Source organism: Anatilimnocola aggregata, from assembly GCF_007747655.1.
GTDB lineage: Bacteria > Planctomycetota > Planctomycetia > Pirellulales > Pirellulaceae > Anatilimnocola > Anatilimnocola aggregata.
The window spans coordinates 4485539-4507558 of record NZ_CP036274.1 but is presented as its reverse complement, the minus strand read 5'-3'; the positions used below and the strand labels follow the sequence as shown (position 1 = coordinate 4507558).

Sequence of the window (22020 nt, the reverse complement as noted above, 5' to 3'; positions counted from 1 at the left end):
GCGACTCGTTCGCGGCCTGTGTTCGATTCGTTATTTGGCTGCCGGTGATTCTACTGCCTGTGGCTGCTGCGTCACGGCCCGATAGTGCGAGACCAGCACCGTCAAGCGCTTCGGCCGAATGCAAATGTCCAGCGGCAACATTCCTCCTGGGTCACCATCGAGTTGAAATGGCGCCTCGGGCTCGGCAGTGATCACTAACCGGCGGGTCCGAATGTGCGAATAGTCCTGCATCGATTCGTGTTGTCCCAGCAAGACGCCGCCGAGATAGACGAGCCCATTCCACAGCGAACCTTCCCGAAATGTGCACACATCCAGCAGGCCGTCGTCGCCTTCCGCGCCCGGCGCGAGGTTCAATCCCCCGGCGTACCGCGGAATATTCACAACAAACGCCCAGCGGGCCGACAGTTCTTCGGTCAGTTCATCCCCCGCTTGTTCGGCCGGCGCGTACCGCACGCGCAGTTCGGGATATTCGTAATTACGGATCGAATCGAGAATTGGTTTGATGTACGACCAATGATGAATGTTACCCCGGCGGTCACTGTGTAGCCGGCGGACCACCTCCGCATCGAACCCGCAGCCCGCCATTAGCGAAAACAACTGGCCATTGGCTTCGCCCATATCGAACTGTTGGGTGTAGCCGTCGGAAATGATCTGTGCCAGGACGGCCGCATCGGAAGAAAGTTCCAGGTACTTGGCCAGCAGGTTTTCGGTCCCCAGCGGCAAAATCGCCAGCGGCGCGCCGGGGGGCGTGTGATTGGCTAGGAGGGCAATGGTGCCATCGCCGCCGGCGGCAACGACTGCTCGCAGTTGTTCGGTCTCGAGGAGTTCCGCCGCACGTGTGCGGAGAAGTTGGATATCGGTAAAGGCTTCGGTCGTGAGATCGAACTTGGCGAGTTCGTCGTGCAGTTGGTCGACTAGTTCGCCCCGGAAGCGTGCACCGGCGCGCGGGTTCACCGAGAAGAGAACGTGGCGCCGCGTTGCCGCTATTTGCTGGATCACGGACATTCGACCAACGAAAAACAAACTCAGCGGGAGAGCCCGCAGTTGCCGGGGATAACCAGCAGAACTGCCTGCTGCAACTTAACCGAGTTCCAGGTCAGAAACAGGGGGACGTCCCAGGGAGATTCGCCAATTGCGACTGGGAATTTGAGACTCCAGAAAGGCGGCCAGAATCAAATCGACTTCGCGCGCCCTCAAACTAGCGACAGATCGCGCCGCTTGCGGATTCTGTGACGCCTGCGAAAGCTTTGCTGGCAGGATTTTCGCTCGCTTGTAAGTCTTTTCGCTTAATGGCCTTATGCATATTTGACTGCGGTCGCGTCGTTATGTTTGGCACGCTCGCTGCGTTACTAGCATTCATCGAGGCCACGGATTACGAGGCTTCACCAACTCAAAAAACTGTCCTGGGAGTTTCGGCCATGACGACCACCATCCGCTCGCTCTGCTTCGGTACTTTCGCTGCACTCACCCTGCTCAGCTGCGTGGCTTCGCCCGCTCGGGCCGATCACGGTCATAACCATTTGGGCAACATTAGTGCGATGAGCGGAGAACTTGCCGGTCATGCTCGCAACCTGAGCTTTCTGGTGCGTGAATCACGAATCAACTTTCAGGAACGCCGCGAACTGATCGTCGATGCTGCCCAACTCGAACTTTCGGCCCGTCGCCTGCAATCGTTCGCCCGCATTGGCAACATCTCGCTCGTCGAACGCGAACTGAGCACCCTTCGTCAAACCGCTCGCCACTTTGGCAATCACGCGTACGGTGTCGGCCTTGGCTTCAGCCGGTCGATGCGAAGTGAACTGGCCGCGATCGAGCAAGACATCAGCTATATCGGTCGCGAACTGGCCCGTGAGGTCGACCACTACGGGCCGCGGCCGGTTCGCCCGATCAGTCGCCCTGGCTTCTCGCTGGGTGGCAAAGGATTCTCGATCGTACTTCCCTAACTCCAGCCACTTTCACCGCAGAATTCAACAGTCAAAAACCAAAGGCACGGACGCCTTTTTCATAGCAGAGAACTGAAGCAAGCCTGTCATTCACTTACCCGGCAGTGGGCCGGATCTAAATAAAAAGCGGCCGACGAATTCACCAGGATTCGCCGGCCGCTCAATGTTTCTTGATCAGAGTCTGTTGACCCGGGCTAGCTGCGAAACCGCCCTTAGCGCTTGCCATCCAGCAGCCAACGCTCGTCGGTCAAATAGAGTTCGCCGGTCTCCAAATCGCGGAGGCCGCGCATTTTGGGGGCTAAGCGATCGGCCCGTTCCATGCGGCGATTCGACACCATCAGGCGGCGGAACTCAGCCGCGTCGATGTAATGGGCATTCGCGCCAGCCGAGTCCGATTCGAGCCCAAATGATGCGAGCAGCCGGCGTGGATTCGAATTGGGTTGGTTCATGGTAGCTGGCATTGTTGCATCCTTTTAAATCAGGCATTCCTGCAGGCGTCGGTTGATCGCAACACCGACTCTCCGCTCCAGCTGCTACTACCAGGAGCGGCCGCGACGCCACGAAGCAATTCTATCCGCGGACACAAGGCAAACGAAAGTAGCCCCGCGCGGAATTGCTGCAAACCGCATATCTGTAACGACTTGCGGTTACAGATAAAACAACCGGAAGACACTTGCGCGGTCGTAGAACCTGTCGCTAGCCAGTTCCTGCTAGCGACAGCACTCTTCAGCAAACGAGCAACTCGCAAGTTCGGCCTACGCCTTTTCGAACGCGGCATCAAACGCGCGGCCCGAAGGAGCGAAGTCCTTTTGACGAACGAAGGCAGCTGCTTCGCGAGCGCCAAATTCTCGCTCCATGCCGCTGTCTTCCCATTCGACGCTCAGCGGCCCTTGGTAGCCGACGCGATTGAGTTCGCGAATGATCTCCTCGAAATTGACCGTGCCGCGCCCCGGGCTGCGGAAGTCCCAACCCCGGCGATGATCGCCAAAGTTGATGTGGCTGGCCAGAATGCCGCTGCGGCCGTTGAGCGTGACGATCGCGTCTTTCACGTGCATGTGATAAATGCGATCCGGGAACGCGCGGATGAACTCAACTGAATCGATTCCCTGCCAGTGCAAGTGGCTGGGGTCGAAGTTGAAGCCGAACTCGGGCCGATGATCGAGCGCTTCGAGTGCCCGCTGGGCGGTGTAAATGTCGAAGGCAATCTCGGTCGGATGGACTTCCAGGGCGAACTTCACGCCACATTCGGCAAAGACGTCCAAAATCGGATTGAAGCGATCGGCAAACAGCTTAAAGCCGTCGTCGATCATCTTGCTCGACACTGGCGGGAACGAATAGAGCAAGTGCCAAATGCTGCTGCCGGTAAAGCCGTTGACCACTTCGACGCCGAACTTCTTGGCAGCGCGGGCGGTGTTCTTCAGTTCTTCAATGGCTCGCTTATTCACACCCTCGGGTTTGCCGTCGCCCCAAATATAGGGCGGCAGAATCAGTTTGTGGCGCTCGTCGATAATGTCGCACACAGCCTGGCCAACCAGATGTGCACTGATGGCGTGGCACTGCAGACCGACGTTATCGAGCAGTTCGCGCTTCCGCTTGCAGTAGCCATCGTCTGAGAGGGCCTTGTCAACTTCAAAGTGGTCGCCCCAGCAGGCGAGTTCGATGCCGTCGTAACCAAAATCCTTCGTCTTGCGGGCCATGGTTTCCAGCGGCAGATCGGCCCACTGACCGGTGAAGAGAGTAACCGGACGCGGCATAAGACACACTCCTGACTGCAAAACTTGGAACAATGTGCGGGGAAAGGGGACGGTTATTGTTGCGAGCAGCCGCGCGATTCGCAACGGGCGACAAAATGGTGGCTTGGGATCGCCACCCCACCCGCGCCGGAAGCGTCAGCGCCCGGAGAGTATTCGCTTTTTCTTAAAACGCAATTCTCCGGGCGCTCACGCTTCCGGCTCAGTTCATTCGTTCAACCCAGTGTGGGCTAAAGCCCACACTATAAAGGGCTACACCTTTGGAATCTCGAACCCTTCGCGTTGCTTGCGCGAGAGGAAGGTGGCCGCTTCGTCATCGCCCACGATCTGTTCCGACTTGGGATTCCACTTGATCGAACGACCCAAGCGCGAAGCAATCGCTGCCAGATGGCAGGTGTTCATCATTTGGACGTGGCTGAATACGTCCGAAACCGTGAGTCCACCTTCGCGAATGCAGCGATAGAAATTGTTCTTGTGGCCTTCGGCCGGTTTGCCCTTATACATCTTGATGACGTCGTCGTCGGTGAATTGGTCTTTATCCCAATTCTCTTCAATGGGCTTGCCGGTAATCTTGCCGCGATTCACGAACAATCGTCCCTTGGTTCCTTCAAAAAGCACGCCATTGTCGCCGCGGCTGGTGACGATCATCTCGACGCCGCTCGCGAATTTGCACTTGGCCGCGAAATCATGCGAGGTGTTGTAACGATCGTCCACGGTGGGATATCCCTTTTCAAAGGGAACCGGATGCTTGGCATCGGTACCGTCGACTTCAATCGGGCCTTGCCCTTCTTTGTCTTCGCCAATCGCCCACGTGGCGATATCGACGTGATGAGCACCCCAGTCGGTGAACTTGCCCCCCGAGTATTCGTACCACCAGCGGAATTCGTAGTGCGAACGCTTCTTGCGAAAGTCGACCTTCGGAGCCTGGCCCAGCCACATATCCCAGTTCAGATTCTCGGGGACTTCTTCCACCGGGAATGGACCCCCGGTCGGGCTGGCACCGATGCCGCAGGTGACCGTCTTGATATCGCCGAGCAGTCCCTTCTGTACCATGTTCACCGCGCGGAGGAACAGGTTACGCGTGCTGCGCTGCTGGGTGCCAACCAGAAACGCCTGATTGGGATACTTTTTGCAAGCGTTGCGAATGAGTTGGTTTTCTTCGATGGTCAGCGTGAGCGGCTTTTGGCAGAAAACGTGCTTGCCAGCTTGCAGCGCCTCGATGGCGATCTTCACATGCCAATGGTCGGTCGTCACCACGCTGACGACGTCGATATCTTTGCGGTCCAGCACCTTGCGATAGTCTTCGTAAGCGTCGGCCTTTCCTTTGCCGATCTTCTCGTCGTTCTTCGCACGGTCGGCATGCTTCGAGTCCACATCGCAAACCGCGACAATGTCGCCAAAGCCGGCATGAGCGCGGGCATCGCCGGTCCCCATGCTGCCGACACCAATGCAACCGATCTGGGGGCGATCGTTCTTGTCTTGATTGGCAAAGGCCTTGGGGGACGAGAGGAAATAAGGAACAACTGCCGCCGTGGCGGCGACGGTTGCTGACTGGCGCAAGAATGTACGGCGCGAAGTGGACTGATTTTGCATGACAGGTTCCTGGAGAGACGCAAATCGGAGGGTAGCCCAAGCGGGTGTCTTCAAAGTGTAAGTGCCGCCGCGCTCAAATTCGAGATGGAGAATGCAGCGGGGATGAGATTTTTGCGGTGCCGATTAATCAACACCCCCCTTTTGCGTGCATCACAATCAAACCGTTCTGCAACAACGATTTACGTCTAATTTGCCAATTCTGAAATCATCCTATCTGTTGATAAACCTCGGCGATGCAGCTCGCCGAGAGCGGTTCATTGCCAGGGAGAGCAAGAACTTTCGTCCCGCTCAGCCACGCGAGCGGTTCCCACCGCGCACGCGCGCTCCTTCCACCAAGTTGCCAAAGCAGCCGTCCCGATTATTAATAATTAGTGACTAGTTGTCAATCATCTGTCACTAAGATTTGCCTCGCTGTTTTGGCCCAGCGATGGCGTGTGCAGTGTGCTGCGGGTGTGAATGGCCGCGAGTTCAGTTGGCAACCTTTACGAAGTGTGTAGTTGACATCGATTTGCCGTTGGTTTAATTTTACACCCAATCAGGAACTGAGAATCAGTATCATTAAAACCGATCGCTGATTTAGGCACTTAAAACTACCCACCTGTATTGTGCCCCGCCCCAAGGTAGCCGCCATGTTCACTGAATTGCGACGGAGTCGCAGACTTCGTGCCTTCACCCTGGTTGAGTTGCTGGTTGTCATCGCCATTATCGGCATCATTATGGCGCTGTTGCTCCCTGCCGTTCAGGCAGCGCGCCGCGCGGCTCAGCGTGCCGAATGCTCGAGCCATTTGCGCCAAATCGGGATCGCCACCCACAATTACATCGACGTTTACGGCGGGGTGATGCCATTCTCGGTGGGTGACGGTGACCTTACCCACGAAAATCAGACGGCCATGTATGGCTTGCTGCCGTTTTGCGAGAACAACAAGAAAATGTTTCGCTGCCCGGGCGACATTGGCTCTTATGAATCGTCGGCCCCCATGTGGAAGTCCATGGGTAGCAGCTACAAGTTCGAGGGTCGCGCGTTCAGCGAACCAGAACTCCCCGAACGTATGGCGACCGAGTGGGACGCCAAGAAGGGGATGTTCGTCACCAAGACCAAAAAAGCCAAAGCGCTGAACGTTCGGACCCTGGCCCAGCACAATGCCGGAGTTGACATCAAAAAAGCGTTGGAAGGAAAAGCCGACAACGGTGACGGCCCTGCCGCCAGTTTCATTCAACTATCGCGCGATATGCCCGATCCGTGGAAGATTGGCGAAACGAAATGGAACACGCTGCGGGGGATCTACACGATTAAGCCCTATCACGAGAACGTCTTCAACGTCGTTTTTGTCGGCGGAAATGTCCACACGTTTGGATCGAAGGAAGAGTTCGAAGCTTTCCGCGGCAAGGATCCCAACTCGGGCGACGACTAATCGACCTAGCGCCAGATTTTGCTCCGTTTGTCTAACTGCAGCCCTCATCAAGACCAAAGGATTTCTAAATGTCGCTCTATCCCAAGTTTCGCGACGTTCACTTGTGGGTTGGTTTGATTGTGCTGATTCCGATGGGGCTGATTGCCGCTACCGGCGTGATGCTGAATCACGAACGTTTGTTGGGGCTGAAGCCGCAATACATGAAGAAAGAGAAAAAGGACAAAGCGACCGAGATGGCCGCCTCGCCGGAAAATGAAACCAAGTATCGCGAGAAAAAAGCCGCCAGTTCTCCGTCTTCTCTGCTTGCGAAGCAAAACAGCTGGCAAGCTCACGGGGAGCAAGTGAACCTGGCGATTGCCGAAGGGGTGAAGATTTGGGGCGAAGTGCCGCTGGAGCGAATGGAAATTAAGAACGAGCCCGGTTACGGGATGGTCGTCAAACTGAAGGTCGATCGTGCCGCTCAAACCGGTCCCGAAGAGATTGTGTGGTCGATGTCGGAGCAAGCAGTGGTCGAAAAGAAAGGCGATCCCAAAGCGGGGATGTCTTGGCAAAAGGTCGTGCACGATCTGCACACCGGCAAGATTTTCAGTCACGACTATGGCTATTTCTGGTCTGATGTTGCGGGTTTTGCCATTTTGCTCCTCGGCGGAACCGGCGTTGTGCTGTATGTCATTCCGCTAGTGAAGAAGTTCGGCAAAAAGAAAGTTCCCGCCAAGACCGCTGCCAAAACACCGGCGGGTAATCCGGCAATTCATCCCGCCTTGCTTGCCAAACGAGCAGGCAAGCCAGCGGTTCCTGAAACCAAAATTGCTGAACAGGAAGTGGTGGCGAGCGAGACTCGCGAATTAGAAGTGACCGCGTCATGAGCCGCAGCGAAAAACTTGGCTACGGCTGGGGATTGGTGGGGGTGCTGTTGGTCGCCGTGATCGTGGCCACTTTTTTGCAACGCGGGCCGTCGAGCCCCGGCGAGCCTGATGCGCAAGCAATCGAACAGCTGCGCGTCGCCACGGAACAGCAGCAGGCAGTCATTCTTTCTCAATTGGCTGGCAACCTGACGAAACAAGATCCTTCAGCACAAATTCTCTTGTTGCAGGGTGCTCCTGGTGCGCCGCCGGTCGTTGCTGCCAACGTGATTGACGAGGACGATGGAGAAGGTCCGACTCACTGGCCGGCCCCTTGGCCAGCAGTTCAAGAGGCGATGAAACAGCCAGTGCTTAGTCCCACCCTCGTAGCGGGGACGTACGCAGGGGCGAAGTTCAAGCATCGGCTCATACCGCTCGAACCAACCGGCACCCGCGTGTTGCTGATTAATTCGGCCGCCGCGCCTGCCAGCTGGTTTAGTTTGCGCAACGTGCTGTTTGTCGCCACGGGCCTACTGGCGCTGAGCATGGTGGTGGTGCAGCTGAGCGAAGAAGAATAGTCGCGGCGCGCGAAGATGGATGACTTCTGGTCTTCGCAGCAGCGGCCGCAACTCTTCGCTTGCCAGCAAGAATGGAAAAATCGTTACTGCTGGCTAAGGGCGAACCGAGTGGAACCAGCCTGCGTATGCAGGTTTGTGTGGCCTGTGCGGATTGTCGCACGACATTGCTTAGGGAAGCGGAGCAGTCGGGCGCGACTTTCTTTGACCGGTCGCATTTCGTGTCCTATATTCCATCTGGCTGAAGCTCCGCCCTCAACAGCATGTGGGGGGAGCCGGCAAGCGGGATATTGGGGGCTCCAGCCCGGCTGTTTCGACAGCAGGGACCCCAATTTTCGCTCCGGCCGAGCGGCTCCCCGCCGCTTGTCGAGTTCCGGCCCGATGATTCGCCCGCATCCTGAAACGGCGTGGCACCCGCTCCCCACCAACGTCCCAGCTTTCGCTTTGCGCGATTGTGTTGGCTCGTCGGTTCTTGGTTAGCGTGCGTGTCCGTCGGCCGAGACGGAACGATGACTTCACGCTCCCGCATCTTGATTTGCACCGCCCTGACCGCAGCCGTAATTGGCTTGTGGCCAGTCTCGATCGTTCGTGCCCAGCAGCCGCTGGCAACGATCGCAGACATCAATTCCGACGTCGCTCAGACGCTCGAACAGGGCTCGCGCCTGGAACAGCAAAAACGCTGGGCCGAAGCTCTTTCGCATTATGAAGAAGCCCTACGAGCCCATCCCGAGCGGCCGGAACTCAAGCAACGGCTGACAATGGTCCGGGCTCACTACGATGTTGCCCGCCGCTATGCCGACGTGACCTACACCAAGGCCATTCACACGATCACCGAGCGGGAAGCCCTCGCCATTTACGAAGAAGTGCTCCTCAAGGTCTCGGCCCACTATGTTCATCAGCCCAAATGGCACGATATTCTGCGCCAGGGTACCACTAACTTCGATGCTGCCCTGACCGAGCCGATCTTCGTCACTTCGAACAACTTGGCACTCACCGCCGAGCAGCACAACCAGCTGCAACGCGATATTCGCTTTTGGACCGAACGCCAGGCGATTGAAGATCGTCACCAGGCGAAAGAATTGGTCGAAGCCATTGCTCGCACGGTGAAGCAACGATATGCAATCAGCCCCCAGGCAGTGATTCTGGAGTATGCGAGTGGTGCGGCCGCGGCCCTGGATGAATACTCGAGTTTTCTGACCGATAGTCAGATGGACGAGATCTTTGCCCAGATCGAAGGTAACTTTGTGGGTCTCGGTGTGGAACTGAAGACCGAACCCGCCGGCCTGCTGGTGGTGAACATCATTTCTGGCGGCCCAGCTGACCTGGGTGGCATCCGCGCCGGCGATCGCATCATTCAAGTCGACGACAAGTCGAGCAGCCAGGTTTCGCCCGATCAACTGGCCGATCTGCTGCGTGGTTCGGAGGGTAGCCTCGTCACCGTGATTCTCCGCGATGCTCAAGGGGTCGAACGGACGCTGAAGCTGACGCGCCGCCGCGTTGAAGTACCGAGCGTTGAAGATGTGCGGATCATCGACACCACTGCTGGCGTCGGTTACTTCAAACTGACCAGCTTTCAAAAGACCACTGCCCGCGACGTCGACGCTGCGTTGTGGAAACTGCACGACCAAGGGATGCGGAGCCTGGTGATCGACCTGCGCGGCAACCCCGGTGGCTTGCTGAAGGCTGCCGTCGACGTCGCCGACAAGTTTGTGAACGACGGACTGATTGTCGCTACCCGTGGCCGCAGCCCGCGAGAAGACTTCGATCATAAGGGGCAAGTGCAAGGAACCTGGCGAGTACCGCTGGTGATTCTGATCGATCACGACTCGGCCAGTGCCAGCGAGATTCTCGCCGGTGCCGTCCGCGACCATAAGCGTGGCACGGTTGTTGGCGAAAAGAGCTACGGCAAAGGTTCCGTGCAAGGAATCTTCCCGCTGGCCGTCAGCCGCACCGGCATTCGCTTGACCACCGCCAAGTGGTACACGCCCAGTGGCCAGGCCATCAGCGGAATGGGGATTGCCCCGGATATCGCCGTGCAAAAGAGTGCCAAGCCCGTCGATGGCCAACTCAGCCGCACGCCCGGTGAAGACGCCATCTTTAACACTGGCTTGCAGACCGCCCGCACCATGACGACGGCCAGCAAGTAATCGCCCACTTCGGGGATTGCTCCAGGCCGCTCGATCAACCAGACTGACTCGCTCGCATCAATACCATAGCAGTCTGAGTTTTGCCCAACTAAATCGGCCCGTGACCTCTCCTCCCGAATATCAACGCCCGTCGCGCTCGCCCCTGAAGCCGTTGCTTCCCATGCTCCGGCTGATGCGTCTGCCCAATGTCTTCACCGCCATTGCCGACGTGCTGATGGGCTTCGTCTTTGCCCGGCATTCGTTCAGTCCCGGTGGCGCGCTCCTGTGCTTGGTCGCAGCATCGGGCCTGCTCTATACGGCCGGCATGATTTTGAACGACGTGTTCGATCTCGAAGTCGACCGCCAAGAGCGCCCGCAACGACCACTCCCCTCGGGACAGATTCCCGTGGCGCAGGCCCGCGTGTTGGGATTCTTGATGCTGCTGATGGGCGTGGGGTTCGGCTGGCTAGCGGGCTATTTGTATCAAGACGATCGATTGATGCCCTTCGCCTTTCCATGGCGGAGCGGTGTAATTGCCACGCTGCTGGCCATCGCAGTGCTCTCGTACGATGGGATCGTTAAGAAGACCTTACTTGGTCCGCTCAACATGGGGCTGTGTCGTTCGTTGAACGTGCTGCTGGGAATGAGTCTGGCGGGTGCCTCGCGAGCAGACGAAGTCGTTTATCTAGGCGGATACTCGTTGCTGGGCTATACCGCCGCACAGTTGGTCGTCGCGGCCGGTATGGGGATCTACGTCCTCGGCATCACGATCTATGCGAAGTTCGAAGCCGAACAGAGCAACACCTGGAAGTTACTCCTGGGCGTGCTGGTGATGACCAGTGGCGTGGTGCTGCTGGGGCTCGTCGCACTGCTGACCAAGTTGACCATTCAGCCCAACTACGTTTATTGGGTGCTGCTGGGCTTGCTGACCGTGACCATCCTGCGCCGCACCATCTCGGCCGCATTCGATGGTTCCCCCAAACTTGTGCAAGGTGCGGTCAAGCACGCGATCCTTTCGATTATCATGCTGGATGCCGCGTTGTGCCTGGCGTCCGGCCCGCCACCCTATGCCATTATTGTGGTGTCGCTCCTCGCGCCCGCCATGCTGCTGGGCAAATGGGTTTATTCCACTTAGGGTCCAAGCGGCGTTTCGCGGCGTGTTATCAGGAAGAGAAGCGGGTTCGAACATGCGGCTCGGCTACAACACGAATGGCTGGGCTCATCACGACCCGTTTGAAGCAATTGAACTGATTGCCGACCTGGGTTACCGCAGCGTGGCCATCACGCTCGATCATGGTCCACTCAATCCCTTCGCCCCGGAGTGGCCTGCCAATCTCCGCCGCCTCTGTGCGCTGTTGCAGCGGCTGAAACTTTCGTCGGTCATCGAAACCGGTGCTCGCTTCCTGCTCGATCCCCGCCGCAAACATCAGCCCACCATGCTCTCTGCCGATGCGGAGGCCCGCGCTCGTCGCGTCGACTTTCTCCGGCGATCGACCGAAGCAGCTGCCGAACTGGGAAGCGACTGCGTCTCGCTCTGGTCCGGCACGGCTGCCGATTCTGCCGACGATCAAACCCTGCTCGATCGCTTGGCTGCAAGTTTGGCCACGCTCATTCCCATTGCCGAACTGTTGCAAGTCGATATCGGCTTCGAACCCGAGCCCGGCATGTTCATCGACTCTATGAGTCGCTTTCAGCGGCTGCTCGAGTGGGTCGATTCACCGCGGCTGCAAGTCACGCTCGACCTGGGGCATTTGTATTGCCAGGGCGAAGTCCCCATCGCCGATTACATCGCCCGCTGGAGTTCGCGAATCGTCAATGTGCATGTCGAGGACATGCGGGCGGGAGTGCACGAGCACCTGATGTTCGGCGAGGGGGAAATGGAGTTCCCTCCCATCTTGGCCGCTCTCGGTCGCACCAATTATCGGGGCGGCGTACACGTGGAATTAAGTCGCCACAGCCACGAAGCCCCCACTGCTGCCGCCCAGGCCTACGCCTTTCTCGCACCGCTTGTGCAGCCATTTGCCGGCGACCTGTAAAGCTCTGCCGGCTGTACTCAATTTCTGCTGGCAAGCCTTACCTCGCGTAGGAGTCGCCCGAGCGAGTGGCAATCGGCTGAAATCGCGGGTCCGTCCCGGTCGATAACAGAGCAGGATCATTATTCTCGCTGCTGGTCGGCGAGCGTGAGCGGCGCGGGACATAGCTGCCACGAATGAATGCGTGTGCGTGACTGCGGAACAAGGCCGTTCTGAACAGGTCGCTGCGGAGCCTTGCCGCTATGAGTACGAAACGTTTCCTGTTGGCCTGCCTGGTCATATCCGGTGGTGCCGCGGCAGCCTGGCCCTTTCGTCATGCCCCCTCGCCGCCAGCTCAAACTCTGGCGCTCGAACACGAAGGGGGCGACTCGACCTGGTCGCTGCCGCAAGACTTAACACTGCAAGTGAATCCCAACTCGGGCAGTTCTCCTGCGCCCGATTTGCAGCCCGTCATTTCGTCATCCGCACCTCCAGGAACACTCACGCGCCCAGCCTCTTACAACGCAATTCCCGCCAACGAACCGCCGTTGGAATCGCTCCCCGCGCCACCGTTTTTGCCAATGGCGTACGAATCGCTCCTGGTTCCGGTGCGCCCCACCAATCATGCCCCCGCGGCGAGCGACCTCCCCGTACATGAACCCCTTCTCCCGTCCGCCGACGAACTAACAGCCATTGAACGCGAAAAACCTAGTCCGCTCTGGCGGCGTCACCGCATTGTGGAAGGGGACACACTCACTGGACTGGCCGAACGATATTTGGGCGATGCCTCGCGCGCTGGCGAGATTCATGTCGCCAATATCGACCGCCTCGCCAGCCCGCAGATTCTGCCCCTCGGCGTGACGCTGCTAATCCCGCCGCGGATTCCCGCCGGTACAGCGCAAGCTCCTTAGATCAGCCCGAACTTTTTCCGCAGCAGCCATTCGGTGGCGAGCAGGCCGACGAACAAGATCGGCAACAGCGGCAGGTTCCAGAGTGGCTCGGGGGGCAACGATTCCACTCGCACATGCCGCCCTGGAGGCAGCGAGGCGATCAAGCTCCCCGCGTCCTTTACGCGATAGAACTTCCCTTCACTTATCTTGGCAGCGGCCTGCAATTCGGCCGCTTTCATCTGCACTTCGGCTAGCTCACCCGGCGGAGCATGCACGCGAAACTCTCGGCTCGGTGGCCTGCCGGGAAACACGGGCGAGGCGATCCAAGCTCGATAGCGCCCTTGGGGCAAACCGTCGATCACTGCCTCAAACACGCCGCGATTGAGCGCGTCGCGCCGCAATCGCACACTCCGCCGCTGGCCGGCATCGTGCTGGACGATGCACAGCACGCCATCTTCTTCTGCGGGAGAGTTACGATCGTCGAGAAACCTCGCCCGCAGACGAATCTGTTCACCCTGCTCGTATTCGTCGCGGTCGGTGGTCAGTTCGACACCGTCTGCTTCGCCGAGCAGCTTCGATCGACTGAGATAGCGGATGGTTTGAATCCAGTAGCGGGCAAAGTAAACATCCCCCGCACGATACCGCCAACGATATGTTTCGTCGGTGGCATGAAACACCACCTTCCCCGCCCCGTGAAATTGCAACGTAATCAGCGGCAACGGCTGATTGTCGAGCCCACGCAATTCGGGATGTTCGGCCAGCACGCGCACTCCGGGACGCAAGTCCGAAGTGCTCACCAGCCAGCGCAGCGGAGCGAGGGTCTCGTTCCACAACTTCAAGTTGTCCGCCGCATTATCGGTGAGTTGTAGCGCCGGGCTGTTGATGCCTAGCGGGGTCAACCGCGGATGAAAGCTGGTCTTGATCACCTGGTCGGGATCGGGCACGGTGAACGAATCGACATTGGCTGGCAACAGCGCGGCCAGAGGAGAATCTCGATAGGCCAACGGCATGTACTTGGGCCCCGCCATCAGCACCAGTCCGCCACCCCGGACATTCACAAACTCGTAGATGTTTTCGAGGACCGACTGGGTGAGGAGCGCCGGATTCACGTCGCCGAGTATCAGCACATCGTATTTGAATAGTTCCTCGCGACTGACCGGAAAGACTGCCGTCGCCGACTTATCGCTCTCGGCATACTCGGGGTCTGCCTCTTGCAAGACCGAGCGAAACCCACGTTCGTCACCTTCCTGACCGGGACGATTCAATTCGCGCTCAAGCGCGTGTTTCAAAAACCGATACTCATAGTTGGGATAAGACTGAGCCAGGAGCACGCGCAGTTTTTCCTCGCGAACGGCGACACGGCGCGTCAGTCGGTTGTTCGTGGTGTTGATCTCGCGCGATTGCGGTTCTACCTGCACAATAAAATCGAAATCACCTTCCTCCTGTGGTCGCGTGCTGAGGCGAACTAGTTGCGAACCATCATCGCCGGTCACTTGCAACGTCTGTTCTGCCAGCGGTTCCGCTCTTCCTTCGCGCAGCAAGCGGACCTTCACCGGCCCTTGATAGCCGCGCGAGGCGAGCCTGAACTCGAAATTAATGGCGTCACCCAGAAACACCGCTTCATCGGCGAGTAAATCGGCCAGTTGCAGGTCGATGGCCGGTCTTTCGTTGCCGAGGCCGACAAAGTAGAGCGGAATCGACTTTCGCCGCGCATACTGTGCCGCGTCCTGCAGCGAACTTCCTTCGGTCGTTATCCCGTCGGTGAACATCACCACGGCTGCCGTGGGCCGGCCACGCTGCAACTCGATCACTTCCCGCAGACTATCTCCCAAACGACTGGCGGGCTGCGTTGCCGACAGCGAAGTAATCATTTTCGCGGGCGTTTCCGTTCCTCCTGGCGTGCGCCCCGGTGCAGACACGCGCACGACCTTCAGCCGATAGCGGGCAGCCAGTTCGCTCAGCAATTTCTCGTTGTTCTCCAGCAGCAAGGTCTTCGCGATATTGAGCCGCGTCAGTTCTTCCAGCTTCAAACGCTTTAGGCGGGCAACGAGACTTGCTCGCAGCGGGGCATCATCGAGTTCATCGGCGAGCCCCATACTGGCCGAATCATCGAGCAGCAGCACGAGGTCGGGCAGGTCGGTGCGATGTTGTTGCCAGGTCCAACCGAGCAACATCCAGCCGAGCAGCAACAGTAGTGAGACTCGGCAAGTGGCAAGCAACGTCTTGCCGAGTCGTCCGGCCGACTCCCGTTCGCGAATGTAAACGCCAATGACAAGGGTTACGCCAGCCAACAGTAGCAGCCAGAAGAGCCAGACCGGCCATGGCCAGGTGGAATCGAGCGAATGCTCTAGCACATGGGCACTGTCGACAGCACCATCGCCAAGCCACCGCTGCAGGAATGTCCCCAGTTGGTCGTTCATCGCACACCTCGGCCCAGATGCCAGGCGACGATCGATTCTGTCAGCAGCAGTCCAAACACACCGAGTAGCAGTTCCCGAAACCAGGTCTTCGGCGGCCCGAACTGTCCGGCAGTGGCCGTTGATTCGGTGGCAGCAGTGGCCCGCAACGTCTCGGGTAATTGCTCGAGCGCGACTCGCTCAAGATTGCTTTCGCGCGTATCAGGATTGACGACAAAGCTGGCGAGCAGCGGCTCTCCTTCTGCTGGCGAATGAATTTCGTACTTGCCGCTGCGCGTCTGTCCGGGCACAACCCACCTCGTGCGACCTTGTTCGTCGGTTACGGCCAGGCGATCTTCGCTCCCCGCTGTCGCGCCATAGTTCGGCTTTCTCAAAATGACAATCGGGCGCGGCAACGTGCCCGCAAACTCGCCTTCGATCGGTTGACCAACTTCCGCCGTGCGATCTCGGTCTTTGCTGGCCGCGACAAACGCAGCCGCTTCTTGAATGAGAGGCGGAAAGCTGGGCCACGTGGAGAGTGTGGACCAAGGTCGCGGCGGGTCGACGGTGCGATCGAGCGATAGCGGCGAAGAAGCGATTCCGAGTAGTAAACATCGCCCGCGACCGAACGAACGTTCGAGCAGAACCGGATCGCCGGTAGACAGCGCGAGCGCTGCATTCGCCCCGGGCAACGGTTGCAGTTGATGAAAGGTCCAGACGGGGGTCGTCAGCAGCCCGCTCCGTTGATGGCCGCGAAATGCTGCGACCAGCGGATGGCGATATTGCAACGGATCGATGCGCAGATCGTTTCCTCGCTGTAGTTCACCAATCTTTGCGGGCAACAGCGGTTTGGCCGCGGCGAGAATCTCGTTGTAACTGGCAGGCTGAACTTGATCTCCCAGCAGTACCAGCAGATTACCGCCCCGCTCGACATATTGCCGAAGCGCCTGCCCTTCGTTCTGGCTGAAGCGACCGACATTGCAGAGCGCTACGATGTCGTACTTGCTCAGGTCCCCTTCGATCAGTTCGCTCTCGGTTGCGCGGCGAACCTCAATCCGCGCAGCTTCGTTTTGTTGTGGACGCAAAGCCAGGAGCAGATGATCGGCCTCGCCGTGGCGACCTTCAATGCAGAGCACGGAAAGCGCGCGGCGAACATTGATCCAACGCCAGCGGTGATTGTCGACGGGGAGTTGATCGTCAAGGAGCACCGCTTCGATCACATGCTCGCCGGCCGTTTCGACTCGTTGCACAAACGGTACACTCGCGCGGCCACCGGCCGGCAAATCGACCCGCTGCTCGGCAACGCGCTGACCATCGACATATAGCGCGACTATCATGCGCTGCGGTGCGGAGGAACTCGCCCCGGCCGCGCGTTCATTGCTAAGATCGACGCGGAAGGTCGTTGGGTCTTGAATCGTGATCCAAGGAGATTCGGAAACCAGTTCGGTGATAGCGCTATTGTCTGCCCCTGCTTGCCCGACATCGACGAGCGAGCAACTAATCCCCTTTTGCTGCAGGGCGGCGAAGCGCTGCAAACATTCGGGCGAGCTCACTTCGCCCCAGGTTGTTTTTCCCAGGTCGGTGAAGAAAACAACCCTTCGCTGCGGCAGCACGCCGTATTTCTTCTCCGCCTCGGCAAGCGCTTGTTCGATGGCTGTCAGCGTGCTGAGTAAACTGGCTCCGCCGTGAGTCAGCGAAAGGCCAGCGAGTTCTTGCTTCACGTCGTTATCTTCGAAGGCCGGGTCGCCAATGATCGTTTGTGTCGGCTGACCCATCAGCAGCAGCGAATAACCGGTTCCTTGCGGATTCTGGTCGATCATCTCGCTGGCCAGGCGACGCGCCTCGTCAAAACGTGAAACCCCCGCAGCGCGAAAGTCCATCGAGAACGAACCATCGATCACCAATAGGCAATGACCGCGATCGGTGCGACCTTGTCCCGTTAGTGTGTTCCAAATAGCCGAACCGACTTGCTGGGGATTCGCTAGCGCCAACGCAAACACCAGGGGAATTGCCACGCGCAGCGCCAGCAGCAACCATTGCTCCAGCCGAATGCGCCGCGAGTGCTTCTGCATCGCGGCCAGCAGGAATGTCATTGCCGCCCACTTCGTCTCGCGAAACTGCCGCCGCGTCCACAAATGGATCAACAGCGGCAGCGCAGCAGCAGCAGCCCACCAGAGCATGACGCCGCTGCCGAGTTGCCAAATCGCGAGTAAGTGCGGTGAGAACATTAGTTGGACGAGAGTTTTGATTCCGTCTGATTTATTCGTTGTTTCACTTCAACGAAGACTTCTGTACCAATCGGAACATCGGCTTCCAATAGATTTCGTATACCGATCGGCATCCCCTTTGGAATCTGTCCGGCAAGGTATATCGGAGTGATCGCATCAATCTTTCGGCGCAGTTCTGAGCGATCGGGGCGGAGCAATACGACGTCATCGCCAACAAAAATATTCTCTGCAGAATCCAATTCGATGCCTGGATACAGATGGATTCCCTCATCACTTTTCAAAACGACCTCAACGGTAGATAGTTTTCGCCGCATGAACTAAATCTCGATCGTTGTTGGAAAATCTCCCTCGCTAACGCGTCGGGCTTAAATGAATTAATGCACCTTCGTCCTCCGCGCGACCAAGAACCGGGCAAGCAATTGATCGAACGGCGTCTCTGTACTCGCAAGCACATAATCGATCTGCTGATTCTGGCAGCCCTCTTCGAGCTGCTCGCGATAGGCGTTGAACTCGCGCAGGTAGGCTTGCCGCAACATTTCGGGTTCGGCGAAAACTTCGGGCATCGCTTCCAGCCCGTTGAATTTGGTGGGACCGCGAAAGGGAAAGTCGAGTTCCGCCGGATCGAGCACATGAAACACGACGACGTCATGCCGACGATGCCGGCAGTGTCTTAGTCCCGCCAGTACATTTGCCGGATCGTCCAGCAAATCGCTAATCACAATGACCACGCCGCGCTTATTCAGCCGCTCGGCCAGTTCGTGCAGAATTTGTCCGGCCGAAGTCTTGGCCCCTGGCTTGGCCTGCTCAAGTACCTGCAAGATCTGTTGCAACTGAGGTGCAGCACCGGAGGGACGAATCAAGGCACGCACTTGCGAATCGAAGGTTGCCAGCCCCACCGAATCTTGCTGTTGTAGCACCAGCCAGGCGATCGAAGCTGCGAGCAATTGCGCGTACTCGGCTTTAGACATCGCGGCATTGGTGCTTTGATACGTCATACTCTCGCTGACATCGACAATCAGATGGCAGAGCAGGTTGGTCTCGTCTTCGTACTGCTTCAGGTAGAACTTGTCGGTGCGGCCGAAGACTTTCCAATCGAGATGGCGCAGATCGTCTCCCGGCGAGTATTCGCGATGTTCCGCGAACTCGATCGAGTAGCCATGCAGTGGGCTGCGATGCTGACCCGCGATGTACCCCTCGACAACGTGCCGAGCTCGCAATCGCAGTCCGCGCAGCTTAGCCAGCTGCCTGGGATCGAACGATGTCGGCGAGCTTTCCACCAGCGGGATCCTCATCGGCAGGGGGAGTGACGTGGGCAATCAAACGGCGAACGATTTCGTCGGGCGTAATGCCTTCTGCATCGGCATTGAAATTGGTCTTCAAGCGATGCCGCAAAACCGGCGGGGCGATGGCCTGAATATCTTCGTGCGTGACAAACAACCGCCCCTTCAATACCGCGCGGGCTTTCGCACCGAGCACCAGATATTGACTCGCCCGCGGACCAGCACCCCACAGGACATAGTCCTTTACAAAGGCCGGAGCATCGGGTTCGTTGCGCCGCGTCATTCGCACCAATTGCAATGCATACCGGGCGACGTGATCGGCCACGGGAACTTTCCGCACGATGCGAACGAGCTGCTGAATGTGTTCGGCTGAGAGGGTGGGGACGATCTTGAAATCCTGCTCCGCCGTCGTGCGTTTGACGATTTCCAGCTCTTCCTCCATGCTCGGATAATCGACCCAAACGTGGAACATGAACCGGTCGAGTTGAGCTTCAGGTAGCGGGTAAGTTCCTTCTTGCTCAATCGGGTTTTGCGTGGCGAGCACAAAGAACGGTTCGGGAAGCAAATGCCGCTGGCCACCGACAGTCACTTGATTCTCTTGCATCGCTTCGAGCAGAGCTGCCTGGGTCTTGGGGGGCGTGCGATTGATTTCATCGGCGAGGACGATGTTGGCGAAGATCGGACCAGGTAGAAAGCGAAACACTCGCTGCCCGGTGCTCTTATCTTCTTGAATCACTTCGGTGCCGGTGATATCCGATGGCATCAGGTCGGGCGTGAACTGCACGCGGCTGAATTGCAACGCTAAGGCATCGGCCACGCTCCGAATCATGAGCGTTTTCGCCAGGCCGGGCACACCTACGAGCAAGCAATGGCCGCGCGAAAACATCGCCACGAGCAGTTGCTCAATCACCGATTGCTGCCCGACAACCACCTTGCTCAGCTCGCGCGTGATCTGGCCGTAGGCTTCGTGCAGTTGATGAACGGCTTGCAAATCGGCGGTGGTCATGCGGCTGCCTGTGGGTGCAAAGTCGATGAGAGGACGACCATGGTCATCTTACTAGGCATGCTGACAGCATCACACTACCAATCCCAACTCTGCTTAGCCAAGAAACGACACCAGCCCGCGAATTCGAGATTCACGGGCCGGTTTGCTTTGACTTAGTCGCGTACAGGTTCGCTACTTACGCCTTGGCGGCGTCGAGCGCTTCTTGCACACGGGCCTTATTGGGAATGCCTTGAAAGCGTTGCACCGGTTGGCCCTTGTGGAAAATGATCAGTGTGGGAATCGCTTCGATTCCGTACTGCATGGCCGACGACTGGCTGTCGTCGACATTCACTTTACCGACTTTGGCCTTACCGACGTTTTCCGAAGCCAATTCGTCAATCATGGGCGCGATTTTACGGCATGGTCCGCACCAGGGAGCCCAGAAGTCGACGAGCACAGGTTGATCGCTCGAGATCACTTCGGCTTGGAAATTGGTATCGTTGATTTCGACTACATTGGCGCCCATGGTGTGCTCCTTTGAGCCGCCCAAACCGGGCAGCAGCGACGGGTATAATCTTGCGAGGTTACGTTGACTTTGACGGCTAGATGGACAGGTTAGATCTTCGACCGATCGAGTTACTGAGTTATACCGCCAAGGAGATAATTCCTTTCACTGCGGTAAACACCAACTGCTGAAGAAATGCTGACTTCGACCGTTGGTTCCATCAGTCTTTCAAACTCGCCGAAGAATTCCAGATTCTAGGTGTCTTGCGATTGTGCTGTCAACCTGGGCTGGTACCAGCCAGTAGCCGTAACTCATGCTGCGGGAACAACCTACGTCAAGGTGCTGACTTGCGTTCGGGCGCTTTGCGCCTCCCTCTCCCGCGTAGGGGACACTTGCGCCGGACAACATCCCTCTCCCTGGAGTTTCTGATGATCGACAACTTCACTTGCTTTTATGTGGAAAAAGATGCGGCCGGCAAGGTGACGCGCGGAGTCTGCTCACTGCCGTTTGATGCGCTGGGGGCCGATGAAGTGCTGGTCAGAGTGGAGTACTCATCGCTCAACTACAAGGACGCGCTGGCCGCCGGAGGTCATCCGGGAGTCGTACGCACGTTGCCTCATGTGCCGGGCATTGATGCAGCGGGCATCGTCGAAGCGAGCACCAACCCGAGATTTCTGCCCGGGCAAAGTGTGGTCATCACGGGCAACGATCTGGGAGCAGGACATTGGGGCGGTTGGTCGCAATTTGTTCGCATTCCGGCCGATTGGATCGTTCCACTTCCCGCCGGACTTTCGCTGAAGGAAACCATGATTCTCGGCACGGCTGGCTTTACTGCCGCGCAGTGCGTGCAGGCCTTGATAACAAACGGAATTGCTCCCGACGCAGGCGAAGTGGTCGTGACTGGCGCAACCGGCGGGGTCGGTTCGCTGGCAGTAAAGTTGCTCGCGCAACTTGGTTATCAAGTGGTTGCCGTCACAGGCAAATCGCAGCTGGCCAGTACACTGCAAAGTTGGGGGGCGAAGCAAGTCATCGGACGTGACGAAGTACTAAATGCAACAACTAAACCGCTCCTCTCGGCGCGCTGGGCAGCCGCGGTCGATACCGTGGGAGGACAAACCTTGACGACCATTGTGCGGCAACTGCGCGACTATGGCGTGGTGGCTGCGTGCGGGCTGGTCGGTGGTACCGAATTGTCGCTATCGGTGCATCCGTTCTTATTGCGTGGCGTGATTCTCGCGGGCATCGCCTCAGCTGCACTTCCTTACGATCGTCGCTTGCGAATCTGGGAACAGTTAGCTGGCCCCTGGCGCATGAGCGATTTGAATCTGCTGGCGACCGAAGTCTCCTTAAGCGAGTTGGAAGAGAAAATTCAACAGATTTTGCGCGGCGAGATTGTGGGCCGCACCATCGTCAAAATATGACGTGAATTCCCAACGGCCCAGCGCGATGAACTCCCCAAACAACTCACTCGGCAGCTGGTTC

19 protein-coding genes are annotated in these 22020 nt (G+C 58.0%); 9 read left to right on the top strand and 10 right to left on the bottom strand.

The window, feature by feature from the left end; all coding sequences use genetic code 11:
- Positions 1 to 30: 30 nt before the first annotated feature.
- Positions 31 to 954 carry a diacylglycerol/lipid kinase family protein gene (locus ETAA8_RS16875; RefSeq protein WP_202921034.1) on the bottom strand — a complete coding sequence of 308 codons (924 nt, stop codon included), beginning with the start codon at positions 952 to 954 and terminating at the stop codon, positions 31 to 33.
- Positions 955 to 1418: 464 nt separating this feature from the next.
- On the opposite strand from ETAA8_RS16875, the gene ETAA8_RS16870 reads away from it, so the two are divergent.
- Entirely contained in the window at positions 1419 to 1943 is a 525-nt protein-coding gene (locus tag ETAA8_RS16870) for a hypothetical protein (protein WP_145090667.1), read from the top strand.
- 212 nt (positions 1944 to 2155) lie between these two features.
- On the opposite strand, the gene ETAA8_RS16865 is transcribed toward ETAA8_RS16870, so the two are convergent.
- The 3 genes from ETAA8_RS16865 to ETAA8_RS16855 form a co-directional block, all read right to left on the bottom strand.
- The gene (locus tag ETAA8_RS16865; RefSeq protein WP_145090664.1) at positions 2156 to 2404 is read right to left on the bottom strand and encodes a hypothetical protein; all 249 of its coding nucleotides are present in this window, start codon (positions 2402 to 2404) and stop codon (positions 2156 to 2158) included.
- Positions 2405 to 2698: 294 nt separating this feature from the next.
- Positions 2699 to 3697, bottom strand: a complete 999-nt coding sequence (locus tag ETAA8_RS16860; protein ID WP_145090661.1) for a sugar phosphate isomerase/epimerase family protein — start codon at positions 3695 to 3697, stop codon at positions 2699 to 2701.
- A gap of 249 nt (positions 3698 to 3946) precedes the next feature.
- Entirely contained in the window at positions 3947 to 5287 is a 1341-nt protein-coding gene (locus ETAA8_RS16855) for a Gfo/Idh/MocA family protein (RefSeq protein ID WP_145090658.1), read from the bottom strand.
- A 629-nt stretch (positions 5288 to 5916) separates the two neighbouring features.
- Here ETAA8_RS16855 and ETAA8_RS16850 point away from each other — a divergent pair.
- From ETAA8_RS16850 to ETAA8_RS16820, 7 genes are all read left to right on the top strand, one after another.
- The gene (locus ETAA8_RS16850) at positions 5917 to 6699 is read left to right on the top strand and encodes a type II secretion system protein (protein ID WP_145090655.1); all 783 of its coding nucleotides are present in this window, start codon (positions 5917 to 5919) and stop codon (positions 6697 to 6699) included.
- Positions 6700 to 6767: 68 nt separating this feature from the next.
- Positions 6768 to 7565 (top strand): PepSY-associated TM helix domain-containing protein, encoded by a 798-nt coding sequence (locus ETAA8_RS16845; protein WP_145090652.1) that lies wholly within the window; start codon positions 6768 to 6770, stop codon positions 7563 to 7565.
- Positions 7562 to 8119, top strand: a complete 558-nt coding sequence (locus ETAA8_RS16840; RefSeq protein ID WP_145090649.1) for a hypothetical protein — start codon at positions 7562 to 7564, stop codon at positions 8117 to 8119. Before ETAA8_RS16845 ends, ETAA8_RS16840 begins: the two co-directional genes overlap by 4 nt.
- A gap of 506 nt (positions 8120 to 8625) precedes the next feature.
- Complete coding sequence (locus tag ETAA8_RS16835; RefSeq protein ID WP_145090645.1) at positions 8626 to 10263, top strand: S41 family peptidase; 1638 nt, start codon at positions 8626 to 8628, stop codon at positions 10261 to 10263.
- 100 nt (positions 10264 to 10363) lie between these two features.
- Entirely contained in the window at positions 10364 to 11377 is a 1014-nt protein-coding gene (locus tag ETAA8_RS16830; protein ID WP_145090643.1) for a UbiA family prenyltransferase, read from the top strand.
- A 52-nt stretch (positions 11378 to 11429) separates the two neighbouring features.
- Complete coding sequence (locus tag ETAA8_RS16825; RefSeq protein ID WP_145090640.1) at positions 11430 to 12278, top strand: sugar phosphate isomerase/epimerase family protein; 849 nt, start codon at positions 11430 to 11432, stop codon at positions 12276 to 12278.
- Positions 12279 to 12517: 239 nt separating this feature from the next.
- Positions 12518 to 13165: a LysM peptidoglycan-binding domain-containing protein gene (locus ETAA8_RS16820; RefSeq protein ID WP_145090637.1), complete on the top strand. Its 648-nt coding sequence runs from the start codon at positions 12518 to 12520 to the stop codon at positions 13163 to 13165.
- Here ETAA8_RS16820 and ETAA8_RS16815 read toward each other — a convergent pair.
- The 6 genes from ETAA8_RS16815 to trxA form a co-directional block, all read right to left on the bottom strand.
- Complete coding sequence (locus tag ETAA8_RS16815) at positions 13162 to 15564, bottom strand: hypothetical protein (RefSeq protein WP_145090634.1); 2403 nt, start codon at positions 15562 to 15564, stop codon at positions 13162 to 13164. The genes ETAA8_RS16820 and ETAA8_RS16815 overlap by 4 nt on opposite strands.
- Entirely contained in the window at positions 15561 to 17768 is a 2208-nt protein-coding gene (locus ETAA8_RS16810; protein WP_145090631.1) for a BatA domain-containing protein, read from the bottom strand. Before ETAA8_RS16810 ends, ETAA8_RS16815 begins: the two co-directional genes overlap by 4 nt.
- The gene (locus ETAA8_RS16805) at positions 17768 to 18082 is read right to left on the bottom strand and encodes a hypothetical protein (protein WP_145090627.1); all 315 of its coding nucleotides are present in this window, start codon (positions 18080 to 18082) and stop codon (positions 17768 to 17770) included. Before ETAA8_RS16805 ends, ETAA8_RS16810 begins: the two co-directional genes overlap by 1 nt.
- A 60-nt stretch (positions 18083 to 18142) precedes the next feature.
- On the bottom strand, positions 18143 to 19045 hold the full coding sequence (locus ETAA8_RS16800; protein ID WP_238397786.1) for a DUF58 domain-containing protein: 903 nt from the start codon (positions 19043 to 19045) through the stop codon (positions 18143 to 18145).
- The gene (locus ETAA8_RS16795; protein ID WP_145090621.1) at positions 19002 to 20054 is read right to left on the bottom strand and encodes an AAA family ATPase; all 1053 of its coding nucleotides are present in this window, start codon (positions 20052 to 20054) and stop codon (positions 19002 to 19004) included. Before ETAA8_RS16795 ends, ETAA8_RS16800 begins: the two co-directional genes overlap by 44 nt.
- A gap of 175 nt (positions 20055 to 20229) precedes the next feature.
- Positions 20230 to 20559, bottom strand: coding sequence for a thioredoxin (trxA, locus tag ETAA8_RS16790; protein WP_145090618.1), 330 nt, complete (start codon positions 20557 to 20559; stop codon positions 20230 to 20232).
- A 407-nt stretch (positions 20560 to 20966) separates the two neighbouring features.
- Between trxA and ETAA8_RS16785 the strand changes: the two genes are divergently transcribed.
- Entirely contained in the window at positions 20967 to 21959 is a 993-nt protein-coding gene (locus ETAA8_RS16785) for a YhdH/YhfP family quinone oxidoreductase (protein WP_145090615.1), read from the top strand.
- Positions 21960 to 22020 lie beyond the last annotated feature (61 nt).

Bases quoted from the DNA above. Each gene is read 5' to 3' on its own strand.
- ETAA8_RS16870 (WP_145090667.1), top strand. From the start codon at position 1,419: ATGACGACCACCATCCGCTCGCTCTGCTTCGGTACTTTCGCTGCACTC.
- ETAA8_RS16865 (WP_145090664.1), bottom strand. From the start codon at position 2,404: ATGCCAGCTACCATGAACCAACCCAATTCGAATCCACGCCGGCTGCTC.
- ETAA8_RS16860 (WP_145090661.1), bottom strand. From the start codon at position 3,697: ATGCCGCGTCCGGTTACTCTCTTCACCGGTCAGTGGGCCGATCTGCCG.
- ETAA8_RS16855 (WP_145090658.1), bottom strand. From the start codon at position 5,287: ATGCAAAATCAGTCCACTTCGCGCCGTACATTCTTGCGCCAGTCAGCA.
- ETAA8_RS16850 (WP_145090655.1), top strand. From the start codon at position 5,917: ATGTTCACTGAATTGCGACGGAGTCGCAGACTTCGTGCCTTCACCCTG.
- ETAA8_RS16845 (WP_145090652.1), top strand. From the start codon at position 6,768: ATGTCGCTCTATCCCAAGTTTCGCGACGTTCACTTGTGGGTTGGTTTG.
- ETAA8_RS16840 (WP_145090649.1), top strand. From the start codon at position 7,562: ATGAGCCGCAGCGAAAAACTTGGCTACGGCTGGGGATTGGTGGGGGTG.
- ETAA8_RS16835 (WP_145090645.1), top strand. From the start codon at position 8,626: ATGACTTCACGCTCCCGCATCTTGATTTGCACCGCCCTGACCGCAGCC.
- ETAA8_RS16825 (WP_145090640.1), top strand. From the start codon at position 11,430: ATGCGGCTCGGCTACAACACGAATGGCTGGGCTCATCACGACCCGTTT.
- ETAA8_RS16820 (WP_145090637.1), top strand. From the start codon at position 12,518: ATGAGTACGAAACGTTTCCTGTTGGCCTGCCTGGTCATATCCGGTGGT.
- ETAA8_RS16815 (WP_145090634.1), bottom strand. From the start codon at position 15,564: ATGAACGACCAACTGGGGACATTCCTGCAGCGGTGGCTTGGCGATGGT.
- ETAA8_RS16810 (WP_145090631.1), bottom strand. From the start codon at position 17,768: ATGTTCTCACCGCACTTACTCGCGATTTGGCAACTCGGCAGCGGCGTC.
- ETAA8_RS16805 (WP_145090627.1), bottom strand. From the start codon at position 18,082: ATGCGGCGAAAACTATCTACCGTTGAGGTCGTTTTGAAAAGTGATGAG.
- ETAA8_RS16795 (WP_145090621.1), bottom strand. From the start codon at position 20,054: ATGACCACCGCCGATTTGCAAGCCGTTCATCAACTGCACGAAGCCTAC.
- trxA (WP_145090618.1), bottom strand. From the start codon at position 20,559: ATGGGCGCCAATGTAGTCGAAATCAACGATACCAATTTCCAAGCCGAA.
- ETAA8_RS16785 (WP_145090615.1), top strand. From the start codon at position 20,967: ATGATCGACAACTTCACTTGCTTTTATGTGGAAAAAGATGCGGCCGGC.